This window comes from Flavobacterium sp. T12S277 (assembly GCF_048514875.1).
Lineage (GTDB): Bacteria > Bacteroidota > Bacteroidia > Flavobacteriales > Flavobacteriaceae > Flavobacterium.
This window is the reverse complement of the sequence record NZ_JBLYEG010000001.1, coordinates 919,559-932,102: the sequence shown is the minus strand read 5'-3', so window position 1 is coordinate 932,102 and position 12,544 is coordinate 919,559. Positions and strand designations below refer to the sequence as shown.

11 protein-coding genes and 2 pseudogenes are annotated in these 12,544 nt (G+C 37.6%); 1 reads left to right on the top strand and 12 read right to left on the bottom strand.

Translation table 11 applies throughout. The features are described 5' to 3' along the window. Positions 1-5: 5 nt before the first annotated feature. The 7 genes and pseudogenes from ACN1CN_RS03830 to ACN1CN_RS03800 all read right to left on the bottom strand — a co-directional run. A complete protein-coding gene (locus ACN1CN_RS03830; protein WP_419134713.1) occupies positions 6-2,219 on the bottom strand; it encodes a DUF4838 domain-containing protein in 2,214 nt (737 codons plus the stop codon). A 5-nt stretch (positions 2,220-2,224) separates the two neighbouring features. Then, the gene (locus ACN1CN_RS03825; RefSeq protein ID WP_419134712.1) at positions 2,225-3,490 is read right to left on the bottom strand and encodes a YaiO family outer membrane beta-barrel protein; all 1,266 of its coding nucleotides are present in this window, start codon (positions 3,488-3,490) and stop codon (positions 2,225-2,227) included. Positions 3,491-3,494: 4 nt separating this feature from the next. Then, positions 3,495-4,931, bottom strand: a complete 1,437-nt coding sequence (locus ACN1CN_RS03820; RefSeq protein WP_419134711.1) for a glycosyltransferase — start codon at positions 4,929-4,931, stop codon at positions 3,495-3,497. Continuing rightward, positions 4,928-5,989: a HEAT repeat domain-containing protein gene (locus tag ACN1CN_RS03815; RefSeq protein ID WP_419134710.1), complete on the bottom strand. Its 1,062-nt coding sequence runs from the start codon at positions 5,987-5,989 to the stop codon at positions 4,928-4,930. The genes ACN1CN_RS03820 and ACN1CN_RS03815 overlap by 4 nt, the downstream gene beginning before the upstream one ends. A gap of 71 nt (positions 5,990-6,060) precedes the next feature. Further along, positions 6,061-6,825 carry a TIGR02757 family protein gene (locus tag ACN1CN_RS03810; RefSeq protein ID WP_419134709.1) on the bottom strand — a complete coding sequence of 255 codons (765 nt, stop codon included), beginning with the start codon at positions 6,823-6,825 and terminating at the stop codon, positions 6,061-6,063. A 39-nt stretch (positions 6,826-6,864) separates the two neighbouring features. Further along, positions 6,865-7,314 (bottom strand): annotated as a pseudogene (locus tag ACN1CN_RS03805) (ABC transporter ATP-binding protein); the annotation flags it as partial. Between the two features lie 204 nt (positions 7,315-7,518). Further along, positions 7,519-7,743 (bottom strand): annotated as a pseudogene (locus ACN1CN_RS03800) (ATP-binding cassette domain-containing protein); the annotation flags it as partial. Positions 7,744-8,055: 312 nt separating this feature from the next. Between ACN1CN_RS03800 and ACN1CN_RS03795 the strand changes: the two are divergent. Continuing rightward, positions 8,056-8,355, top strand: coding sequence for a hypothetical protein (locus ACN1CN_RS03795; RefSeq protein WP_264523439.1), 300 nt, complete (start codon positions 8,056-8,058; stop codon positions 8,353-8,355). A gap of 131 nt (positions 8,356-8,486) precedes the next feature. Here the strand turns inward: ACN1CN_RS03795 and ACN1CN_RS03790 are convergent, their stop codons facing one another. The 5 genes from ACN1CN_RS03790 to serC form a co-directional block, all read right to left on the bottom strand. After that, positions 8,487-8,804 carry a DUF6787 family protein gene (locus tag ACN1CN_RS03790; RefSeq protein WP_264523440.1) on the bottom strand — a complete coding sequence of 106 codons (318 nt, stop codon included), beginning with the start codon at positions 8,802-8,804 and terminating at the stop codon, positions 8,487-8,489. Positions 8,805-8,837: 33 nt separating this feature from the next. Further along, positions 8,838-9,278 (bottom strand): DUF6146 family protein, encoded by a 441-nt coding sequence (locus tag ACN1CN_RS03785; RefSeq protein WP_419134708.1) that lies wholly within the window; start codon positions 9,276-9,278, stop codon positions 8,838-8,840. Between the two features lie 286 nt (positions 9,279-9,564). Beyond that, a complete protein-coding gene (locus ACN1CN_RS03780; protein WP_419134707.1) occupies positions 9,565-10,122 on the bottom strand; it encodes a hypothetical protein in 558 nt (185 codons plus the stop codon). A gap of 108 nt (positions 10,123-10,230) precedes the next feature. Then, complete coding sequence (locus ACN1CN_RS03775) at positions 10,231-11,181, bottom strand: D-2-hydroxyacid dehydrogenase (RefSeq protein WP_419134706.1); 951 nt, start codon at positions 11,179-11,181, stop codon at positions 10,231-10,233. A gap of 218 nt (positions 11,182-11,399) precedes the next feature. Continuing rightward, on the bottom strand, positions 11,400-12,470 hold the full coding sequence (gene serC, locus ACN1CN_RS03770; RefSeq protein ID WP_419134705.1) for a 3-phosphoserine/phosphohydroxythreonine transaminase: 1,071 nt from the start codon (positions 12,468-12,470) through the stop codon (positions 11,400-11,402). Between the last annotated feature and the right edge of the window lie 74 nt (positions 12,471-12,544).

Here is a 12,544-nt window from a genome sequence, read left to right as displayed (position 1 = left end):
GACTCTTATTTTTTAAACAATTCGATCTCGTCCAGCATTATCATAGCTTTTTTGTTTTTTCGTTTCCTCCAGACAGGCAGTTCTTTCTGGTTCTCTGCGACGATTTTAATTTTGGCAAAACTACTGAAGATAGGATTTCTAATCTCCCATGATTTTGTTGTAATTTCGTAGTCTTCTGTTAAAATGTCACAAATTTGTTCGTTTATAAGTTCCCATTTCTGATTTTTGAAACCGTATATTTTGATGCTTTTGGGTGTGAAAATCCAATGTCTCTGATCGCTTAGGAAATTTAATTTCAGAGTATTAAAAACAAGGTTTTTGGTTTCGATTTCAATTTCGGGATTAATGTCATACCATCCAATCCAGTTACAGTTAAAATCTTTGTAACCTCTGTTTCCGTCAACTAAACCGTAACTTCCTTTACCTTTAAATTCAGCTGAGGGGGATGTTATAAAGGTAACTTTTAAATCCTCACCCAAATGTGTGGTTGTGTTTTTGCAAATTTCAACCCATTCTTTATAATAATTATCCGGAGAAAGCCCGTCTTCACTCAATTCATAAATTCCGAATTGATTACAGGATTGGGAAAATTTTAAAACTCTTTCTGTTAAACCTTTTTTTACTTCTTTTTCTCCTTTGGCATTTACGATAAACATACCGTGTTGGTTTTTCCCATAAAATTTAGCCTGTTCAAAATAGACAAATTCTAAAGCCAGTCGTAATTTATGAACACGCGAACTTAAGATTGAATCACTTTCAACGGCCGCGTACGCCTGTTCGAGCAAGCGATCGTATTGGTCCATGGCCTCGGGAGTCAGGAAAGTATTTCGGGCCTGAACGGGGCCTGAATAGATGTCTAAGTAAGCGTTGCTTTTGTTTTGATTGGCTTGCAGCAGTTCGACATATTTTGCCACGAAAGGAGCTGCTTTTCCGTAAAAACCTCTAAAAAAGTCGGCTGTAACGGCTTTGAGATCAATATCCGTATTCCACATTAATTTGGCGAGAAGATATTGCCGCAATTCAGAAAAATCTCCGGGAACATCAGCATAGCCCTGTACAAATAACCCTTTTACTTTGTTTTTTTTAAAGAGCTTATAATTGTCCTGAAAAGAGTTAAAATTAGGAAAGGGTGACATGAAATTGGAGAACTGCACCGTATAATCCCATAAAAAGAGGTGTGGCGAAGCTGCACTCCAGTTTTCTAAATTTTTCACAAACGAAGGGGCACTCTGAGGGCTAACCGGCTTAGCACGGTCCAGTTCGATTGGGCATAAAATAGTATAAATGTTGGGGGCTATTTTCAAATTTACAGGAGGTTTGAAGGTATGAAGATAGGCCAGGGTCGTAATCTTTGTTTGAGGAAAGCGAGATGCAATTTTATTCAAAAAATAATAAAACGAACCCTGCGGGCCGCCATACTTGGTGTTCATGGCCCGGCATTCGGTACATTCGCAATACACGACATCATCGTTCTGACTTACGGAATAGAATTGAGCGTTGGGTGTTTTTGCAATAATTTCGGCCAGGTTTTTCTCGATCAAACGTACAACAGTATCATTGGTCATGCACAAAGATTCGGTATTTCGCTCGCCTTCGTACAAAGCAAAAAGCTTGGGGTTGCTTTTAAAATACTCTTTTGGCGGAACAAGCGTGCTAAAGGAATGTCCCCAAAGACCAAAATCGTCAAGCTGCCAGTCGAGTTTGTGCCAGTCTCTGAAATCTTCATCATAACAATCAGGGTAAAACAAGGCTCTGTAATCAAAGGCAGGCTGGTAGGTTTTGCTGGTGTTTTTTGCAAATGAAAATTGAGTTACTTTCGGAATGTAGGTTTCGGTGGCGGTGAATTTTCGAAACTCCCAGATTTCCAATAAGGAATAAACGGCATAACGCAGGTATTTTTGATTTGGAGCCGTTATATAAATGGATTTTGAATCACTTTTGATGGTGAACTCATTTGCTTTAAGTTTTTTATCGCTAGAAATTTCCAGAACGATTTCGGAGGTCGTATTTTCTTTTTTGCTTTCAGATGTAATTTGAAAGGGTTTTGAAATGGCTTTATCAAGATACGTTTTCAGGATTCCTGCTGCCGCCTGAGTATTTTCGGCTGTTGCAATAATCTTGTTTTGATCGGATATTATGATTTCAGATTGTGCCATCATCTTAAAGCTAAGCAGGGTGAAGAGAAAAATTAGGAGATAAGGAGGTTGCTTTTTTTTCATACGGTTTAGAATTTGTATTGTAGTATAAAAGCAAAATCAAGCTCGTTTTGAAATTTCTTTGCGGTATATTCCTGTTGATTGTCTGTGATTAATAGACCAAAAATATAGTGGTTTTTGATTAGTTTATAAAAGCCGGCACTCAATCGGTAGGAACTTAAAGAGGCTCTGTTTTGGTATTCTGCCGATCTGGTCTGGTCGTCCGGTGAAGTTCCGTACCCTGCAATTACAGTAACATAGTCAAATTTAGTTCCGTAATAATAACGTGAAGTCAGGGTAAACGAAGTACCGTCTTTTTGAATGTAGGACCGTAAATTGACCCAGTAAGAGCCGAAATATTTTCCGAGACCCACATTTAGTGTTTTTAAATTACTGTTGTCCTGCATTTCAATAAAACGAAACCCTAAATCGGCCTCCCAGCCTTTATTGAAATTATAGAAATAGGAATACCCCAGTCTCCATTCCGGAAAAGCACTGTCTTTGCTGTAGGCAACATCAATATAAGAATAATTGTTTTTCTTTCCTGAAAGATAAGATTCCACTTCAAACTGGAGTCCGCTGGCCATAACCAGATTCGAGGAAAGTCTTTTGGCATAACTAACTCTTCCTATTACACTTCCCCAGGTACGTTGCCGCATATAATCGGCACTTGCCAGATGCCAGGGGCCAACACCGTCACGATCAATTGTGGTGTAGTTGTAGTAAACACCTGCGCGGTCGATATTGGTTTTGGAGTATAAGGTAAAAAGACGCTGCTCGATGTCGGCATCATTAGGGTATTTTGCCCGAATCGATTTTAGCTCTTTTTCTTCATTTTTAGCATCATTTTGCAGAGAATAGATAGCGATTCTTTTAAGTCGGAAGGTTTTGTTGTCCGGAAACGATTCAATCGCTTTATCGGTTAATACCAAAGCATTGTCGTAATTTTTGACTTCCAGATCCATATTGATCAGATACAGATAGGCATCTTCGTATTTTGGGCTTTTATCAATCACATAGTTGTAGTAAAACCGGGCGCTGTCTTTTGCTTTTGTCAAATCATAGTTCCGACCCAGTACCAGATAAAAATCAAGATAATCCGGAGCCAGTTTTTTCCCTAACAAAGCTCTTTGAATATTGGTTTTATAATCCGGGCGAATGCTTTTCATGTCTTTGAGCACCACAGTCAGAAGGCTATCGGTGTCTACTTTTTGTCCTTTTATGGTTTGAAAGGTCAATAAAAAGAAACAAAGAAGCAGCTTTACAAGATATATAGTTCTGTTATGGTTCATCATCCTATTATTTTTTAGTTGGACTTGCATATCCTTTTCGAATCATTACGCCCCAGTTTTGTTCTTTTCTGCGGAAAAAGAGCCAGTACCCTTTTAACGAGGCATAAATGGTTACAGGATGGTAAACAAAAGGTTCAAGGGCGGCCATCCCGATAAGAATCATTAGTTCTTTATAATTGGCGTAACTTTTATAGAGTATTTCATCGATCAATATGGATATGATGGTGATGGAGAGGTAAAATAAATATACCAAAAGGCTTATAAGGAGCAAATACTGGTAATCGATAAGGCCAAATATAAAACTCGAAATCAGGGTGATAATACCAATAAATTCAACAATCGGAACCAAGAATTCGAAACTAAAAAAGTAAGGCAACACTAGAAATGCGGTTCGTCCGTACTTTGGGTTTAAAAACATTTTTCGATGCAGCTGTAAGGTTTGCACCAATCCTCGTGCCCAGCGAATGCGCTGCCGCAAGAATATTTTTCGGGTAGCCGGTACTTCGGTCCAGCAAAGCGATTCGGGAATGTATTTGATTAAAAATTTTTCTTTATTGTCGTGCATGTACCTGCGCATTCGGGTAACAAGCTCCATATCTTCGCCCAAAGACTGGTGCCAGTATCCGCCTGCTTTAATTACAATATCTTTGTCAAACATACCCAGACCTCCTGAAACCAGAAGCAAGCCGTTGAGCTGACTCCAGGCCATTCTTCCAAAGATAAAAGAACGCACGTATTCTAACTCCTGAAAACGTGGATACCATTCTTTGGGATAGTGAACTTTAAACAAAAAGCCTTCCTTAATATCGCAGGAGTTTGAGATCCTGATTCCGGCACCACATGCAATAACACGAGTTTCGTTTTCCATGAAGGGTTTGGCCAGTTTTAGAATAGTATCTCTTTTTAAAATACAATCCACATCCGTACATAAAAACAAGGGGTACTGCGAAGAGTTTATTCCGGCATTTGTGGCGTCGGCTTTACTTTTTCCGTTGATCTTGTCTACAATCAGTAGTTTTGAATACACGGGATTTTTTGATTTATAGTGTCCGCGAACGGGTTGTGTGGCTATTTTTTCCTGATAATAAAAATCAACTTGAACCAGATCAAATTCGGCAATAAGTTTTTCGAGTGTATCGTCAGAGCTTCCATCATTGACAATAATGATTTCGTATTTTGGATAGGTTAAAGAAAGCAGGGATTTGACATTGTAGACAATATTTACACCTTCGTTAAAAGCAGGTGCTACAATAGACACTCCTAGTATGTGATTGGAGCGAAGTAAAACGTCTTCGTCTAAATATTTCTGATATTTCAAATGTTTGATGATTGCCCAATAGGATAAAATAGAGAGGAATATGTAAAACAAAAGATACCCAACAGAAAAATAGGCGACAAAAATATCGTAGTAGCGAATCAGTTGAGATAGAAAATCAGGAATCATAGCTGTAATTTTCTAATGTGATTAATCATTTTTTGGGTATCTGCATCGGCTATTCCCATTTGATCCAAACGCACTGCATCAAGATTGTTTAAAGCAGTTACCATTTTTAATTTAAGGTCCTTGGTCTCTTCTTTTGGAATTTGAGTGTTTAAAAACGAAATTGTTTTTTCAGACCCTATAACGGCCAGCGCGTCTAGAATTTCTAATTGTATTTCGATATTCCCCTGTTCAAACTGCAGCAGTAAATCATCTTCGGCTTCGTACAGATACAGGTCCCGAATGGCAATGATAACATCGGTTCTCAGGCTTTTATTTTCATGTCGGAGCAATTTGATGATCTCCTGTGATTTGTTTCTGTAATTGTAAAAAACCATTGTCATTACCGCCAATTTTAAAATAGTTGGATTGTCGGATTCAATCCAATCGTCTATTTCCGGTGGGATTGGGATGTTTTGTGAATGCAGTACATCCATTATTTTTATGGTGGTGGTAATCGATACCTTTACGGGAATTTTATTCACGGCCTGCCAGTCGCCCTGGGTTAAAATCAGGTAAGCAACATTGGCATTTGACCGAATGATTTTGTTGGGATGGTACAGGTATTTTTTTAAAAGTGAAATTCCCGGTTTGTATCCCAAGGCCTGAAAATGATAAATACCATCACATTTTTTATACTTTCTAAAATCCCGAAGTAAACTTGCTGAATAATGATTTAAGTTCAGCTGTTTGTAGATAAGAAGAATGTTTTTGGCTGTTTTTCCTTTTAAATTGCTTTTCATCCGAATCATATCTTCGATCAGCATGTTTTTGCACCAGTTTTTATGAATGGGAATTTCGGATTTAAACTTGGCGATTTTATATTTTAGTATGCTTTTCTCCGGTTTTGAGAGTGTAATCTCAGTCAGGAAAATTTCAGATTTTCGGATAATATGATGTCTGTAAGGTAGCGTGTATTGATAATGAATTCTTTTGAGTATTAAGGCAAGTGCTAAAGTTAAACTTGTAAATACAAATAATGGGATGGCGTAGTGTTTTATATAACCTATAAAATGCTCCATAAATATTGCTTTATAGAGTGAAATTACGAAAAAAAAGAGAATAAAGCTAATGAAAGGTTGCTTTATCGGGCTTAGAATCCTTCAAAAACGCCCAATCCGAAAAGAGCAAAGTCGTATTTTACCGGATCGATTGGATCCATTTTTCGGAGCTTGAGGTCAAGTTCTGTTAAGGCCTTTCCGTCATTTTGTTTTCGGGTTAGGATTCCTAATTTTCGGGCTACGTTACCGGAGTGTACATCAAGAGGGCAGGACAATACAGCCGGAGAAATCGTTTTCCAGATTCCTAAATCGACGCCTTTGCTGTCCTGACGTACCATCCAGCGCAGGTACATGTTGATTCTTTTGGCAGCCGAGTTGTTTAACGGATCTGAAATGTGTTTTTGAGTGCGCGGTAAATGATCGATTTCGAAAAATATCTTTTTAAATTCGCTGATGCTTTTCTGTAAACTGTCGGCTTCCTGATTTTTGGCAAAAACCGCTTCCAGACCATTGTGGTTCTGGTAAATATGCTGTAATCCTTTTATAAAACCTGAAAAGTCTTTTCCGTTAAAAGTACGGTGTACAAAGTTTTCCAGACGTTCGAGATCCTCATCTGAATGTGACATCACAAAATCATAAGGCGTATTCCCCATCAATTCCATCATTTGATGTGAATTCTTGATAATCATTTTACGATTTCCCCAGGCGATAGTGGCGCTCAAAAAACCAGCAATCTCAATGTCTTCTTTCTGCGTAAATAAATGCGGAATCTGCACAGGATCACTGTCGATAAAATCGAGATTGTTGTATTGCGTTACTTTTTCGTCGAGAAATTCTTTGAGTTCTTTTTGTGTCATGATTAAAAGGAAAGAGGCTGCCGGATTGTTTTGGAATTCTTAATTGCTAATTAACCCGTCTACCATTACTAACTTTCTGTCGGCCATATTAGCCAATTCTTCATTGTGGGTTACAATTACGAAAGTCTGCCCAAATTCGTCGCGAAGTTGGAAGAATAACTGGTGTAAGTTTTCGGCCGAGTGGGTGTCGAGATTTCCTGAAGGTTCATCGGCAAAAATAACATCAGGTTTGTTGATTAGCGCTCTGGCGACAGCAACTCTTTGCTGTTCTCCTCCCGAAAGTTCATTTGGTTTATGATGTATGCGATGTGATAATCCCAAGTATTCTAAGATTTTTTTTGCTTCGTTTTCTGCTTCGGCTTTAGGTTTGTTGGCCATATAAGCCGGGATACAAACGTTTTCCAGCGCTGTAAATTCAGGTAATAATTGGTGAAACTGAAAGATAAAGCCCAAATTTAAATTTCGAAAATTAGACAATACCTTGTCTTTTTTGCTCTTCTTTTTAAAATAACGGTTCAAATAGATGAGTACCGATAAAATAGGTTGTGCGAAAGCGAAAAGTGTGACATATTCCATCAAATCATCCTCGTTTTTAGTTCTGAAGAAGACCAGATAAACGAATAATAAAATGGAATACACACCGCCGATCCACGATACAATTTTGAATCTTTTTTCTTCTTTTGAATTGTCGGTTTCAGCGTCCTGTAGTTTTAATACATTCTCTCCATTGATGGTCAGCGAAGATGCTGCGTTTCTCTCCGGTTTGTCTAAGGTGCCTAAAATTTGTAAAAGTGTTGTTTTTCCTGCACCTGATGCACCAACAATCGAAACAATTTCTCCTTTTTTAATGTGCAGATCGACTCCTTTTAAAACTTCTAATTTGTCGTAAAACTTATGTATATTTTTTGCGTGGATCATTTTGAAACTGTTTCTACAAAGAAACAAAGATTCTTCCGATATAAAAATGCCAGCTAACAGAATTTTAAGAACAAGTTTTTAAGGGCAATATCAATATCAATAGTATGACAATCTCAATTTTATGGAATTGGAAAAAGCTTAGAAGAGAGAAAAATACTGACTGCTGAATAATCGGTCTGGTTTTTGGTAGAAGATTGAAAAGCATGTTTTTTGTAAAGAAGGTGCTGGACAAGTGGGAATTAAGGAATAAATTGTGATCAAAAAATAAGTTTGTTTTAAAGAATTCTTTTTAAATTCGAATCTCTAAATACGATGAAAATGCAGGATGCCAAAGTAATGAATGACGACAGAACAAAGAAACTCCTTTTGGGGTTGGCTTTGGATGCGATAGGAATGCTAACATACAGTATACCGGGCTTTGCGGAGCCTGCGGATTTGATCTGGGCGCCAATAGCGGCTTTTATTATGACCCGAATGTATCAGGGAAGGGTAGGTAAAGTAGCGAGTGTGCTGACTTTTGTGGAAGAAATACTTCCGGGAACCGATATTATTCCTTCGTTTACAATAACCTGGATTTACACTTACTTTTTTCAAAAAGGGAGTAAGGAGTAGTAATATTTAAGATTGTTGATTAATGATTTTTGATCTGGTGTTGTTAAACAACGCAATAGTTGATTTTGTACTGCCATAATTATCTGAAATCAGCAATCGTTAATCAACAATCTTAGATCTTTTAGGGTAAATTAAGACTGAGGTTCTGAATCTTTAAACAAAAATCCAAGTCCCATATTTTTAAGCATTTTCTTTTCAAAATTCCAAAAGAAACGGAATTGACCGAACAGTGTACCAATAGCCACTAATAAAACCTGATAGATTGGAAAAATAATCAGCAATCGGATCAGCGTAAACCAGCCTCCAAAATCTTCTTTGGTGATGCCCAGTAAAACGCAAAAGGGTTTAGACAGCCATGCAGATGCCGATCCTGTGATGGCAAAAACAATCAGTATTATAATGGCTTGTACATTTGAGGTAATGCCCCAACGTTTTTTTAGTCTGTTCATTCTTTATTTGTAACGATTACAAATATAAGAACATTATCTTATAGGAACATAACCGGCGAGCTTTTGTTTGTATGTATTTTGAAAATAAATCATATAGTTATAAATCAAATAATTTACTTCATAGCCATAATGAATCGTTGGCTGGTAATCAATTCTCATTTCATATAAGTTTGGACTGTAACGCTGTGGTTGTAAAACACGGTTGTTCCATTCGGTTACGTACAAATTATTCTTGTTTTCGAGATACGTTAACGAATAATAATTTCGCGGAAGTGCCCTCGACGCCAGCCAGGTACTAAAACCATTATCAATGATAATAACTTCATACTCCAAAGAATCATTGGCAATGCGTACCGTATCGTTTACAGCAGTATTTGACTTAGAGGTAGTATTTGCCGCAACAGTTTTTTTCGAAGCCGTTGAGCAAGCTATTATCGTAAACAGTAGGACTAGTATAAAAAGATATTTTTTCATAATTTTTGTTTGAGCCTTAAATTTACGAATAAATGAGGAAAAGGTTTTGGTATTTAACAGTTTGTAAAGAAAGGTGCTGAGGTTCTGAGGTGCTAAGGGACTAAGGTTTTGATCTTGATGAATAAAAAAGGTTCTTAGGTGCTAAGGGACTAAGTTGCTAAGGCTTTGGCTTTAATGAACAAAAAAAGGCTGTTTGAGTTCAACAAACAGCCTTTGTGTTTTCATATTTAAAGCTTCAAGAACAGCTTAGCACCTCAGTACCTTAGCACCTCAGCACCTTAAAGAATCATTTTCCAAACAATTTCCCTAGTAAACCGCCTAGTCCTCCACTTTTGGTGAGTGCCATGGCATCGGATACGTCTACTTTTCCATCGTTGTTTTGGTCCAGGCCAAACTGCATTCCGTATTTATTAATGGTTTCCATGATGCCCGAAGCCTGTCCGCTATTTCCGGAGATGGAGCTTATGATATCGGAGATATTAAAACTACTGTCGTTCGGATCTTTTGCTTTGTTTACTAAAGAACTCAAAACCTGCGGAATCATACTTGAAGCGACACCAGCTGAATCGGCACTGCTTAATCCGAATTTTTCACCTAGACTACCGCTCAATTGCTGCGTTATTTGCTGTACAACAGGGTTAGAGCTGTCTAACTTCGAAGTTCCGTTGAATAAGCCTGCCAATTGTTCTGCACCTCCTTCTGAAGCAATTTTCTGCAATCCTGAAAATATTGAAGAGCTTGTTTCTTGTATAACCGCTTCATTATGCTCATTTGGGACAGCAGTATTGTTTACCACTGCATCTCCTCCGTATTGTTGTACTAATTGTGTTAATTGTTCAAACATGATTTAAAGAATTTAGGTTAGAATTTAAACTCAAATTTAATCAAAAAAAGAAAGGGATTTATTAAACGATGTTAATAAATCCCTTCTAAATAATTTATTTTTAAATCATTAGCTCAATAAAGTAATGATTTGTGAGGCTAATTCTGTACCAATTCTGTCTTGTGCTTCTCCTGTAGCAGCTCCAATGTGCGGAGTCAATGAAATTTTAGAGTGCATTAAAATAGCCATTTCCGGTTTTGGTTCGCTTTCAAAAACGTCCAATCCTGCAAACGCAACTGTTCCTGAATCCAATGCTTTTACCAAGGCAACTTCGTCGATAACACCACCACGGGCACAGTTAACGATTCCAACACCATCTTTCATAATCGCCAGTTCTTTCTCTCCAATGATGTATCCATCCTGAGCTGGAACGTGTAAAGTGATAAAATCAGCTTCTTTGAATAAAGATTCTAAAGATTGAGAAACGATAGTGGTAGTGATAGACTGACCGTCAAAAAATTCCACTTTAACGTCTACAGAAGGAATAAAGCTATCGGCAGCGATTACTTTCATCCCTAAACCAAGCGCCATTTTTGCAGTAGCCTGGCCAATACGTCCAATACCAACAATACCAAGAGTTTTTCCTCTTAATTCGGTACCGTTTGCGTAGGCTTTTTTCAAGCCGTCAAAGTTAGAATCCCCTTCAAGAGGCATATTTCTGTTAGAGTCATGTAAAAAACGAACACCAGAAAACAAGTGTCCAAATACCAATTCAGCGACAGATTCTGATGATGAAGCCGGTGTATTGATTACATGGATTCCTTTGCTTTTTGCATAATCAACATCGATGTTGTCCATACCAACACCACCACGACCAATAATTTTTAATCCCGGACAGGCATCGATAATATCTTTGCGAACTTTGGTAGCACTACGTACTAAAACCACTGCTACATTATTTTCGTTTACAAAGTTAGCTACCTGTTCCTGAGCTACTTTTGTAGTAATAACTTCAAAACCACCTTTCTCTAAAGCAAGAATTCCACTTTTTGAAATTCCGTCATTGGCTAATACTTTCATCTTAGTTTATGTGTTTATTTGTTTAATCGTACAGATTAGATTAAACATATATATTATAATTTTTTCTTTTTTGTTTAGGAGCTAATCCCGCTATCCGTTACAATCTTTTTTGTTTTTAAAGAAAAAACAAAAAAGGATTTCCACTTCTATCGGGGCTAGGAATCCTGTGTTTAATTCACATTTTTGGTAAACTGCAAACTAAAAACTGTGACTGTAAACTAAACTTTAGTTTCCAAAGCTTTCATTACGTCTACTAAAACCTGAACACTTTCGATAGACATCGCATTGTAGATTGAAGCTCTGTAACCACCAACGGAGCGGTGTCCCGGTAATCCCGAAATTCCGGCTTCTTTCCATAAAGCATCAAAAGTTGCAGTATGATCGGCATTGTTTAATAAGAAAGTAACGTTCATTTTAGAACGATCTTCAACTGCTGCAGTACCTTTAAACAATGGGTTTCTGTCAATTTCTGCATAAAGCAAGTCGGCTTTTGCATTGTTTAGTTTTTCAACAGCGGCAATTCCTCCTTTTTCTTTAACCCACTGTAAGGTTAATAACGAAACATACACGGCAAAAACAGGAGGTGTGTTGTACATACTTTCTGCTTTGATATGTTTGGCGTAATCTAATATACTTGGAATTGTTCTTCCGTTTTTCGCCAATATTTCTTCTTTAACCACTACCAAAGTAGTTCCTGCAGGTCCCATGTTCTTTTGAGCACCGGCATAGATTAAATCAAATTTAGAGAAATCCAGTTCACGTGAAAAAATATCAGAACTCATATCGCAAACCACAGGAATATTAGTTGCCGGGAATTCTTTCATCTGAGTTCCAAAAATAGTATTGTTGCTTGTACAGTGAAAGTAATCAGCATCAGTTGGTATTTCGTATCCTTTTGGAATGTGGCTGTAATTGTCTTCTTTTGAAGAACCAACGATAACAGTTTCTCCAAAAAACTTTGCTTCTTTTATAGCAGCAGTTGCCCAGGTTCCGGAGTCTAGATAAGCCGCTTTTCCGTTTTCTTTCATTAAGTTGTAAGGAGCCATCAGAAAAGCTGTGCTGGCACCGCCTTGCAAAAATAGGGCCTGGTATCCTTTCCCCTGAAGTCCTAACAATTCTAAAGCAAGGGATCGGGCTTCTTCCATAACAGCAACGAAATCTTTACTTCGGTGCGAAATTTCAAGAATAGAGAGTCCTGAATCATTAAAATCTAAAATTGCTTTTGAGGCTTTCTCAAAAACTTCCTGAGGTAAAATACTTGGTCCTGCGCTGTAGTTGTGTTTTTTCATGGTTGTTGTTAATAGTCGAAAAATTTAAAGACGCAAATTTCGGCAATAGGACCTGAAAAAGCGATAAATTATTC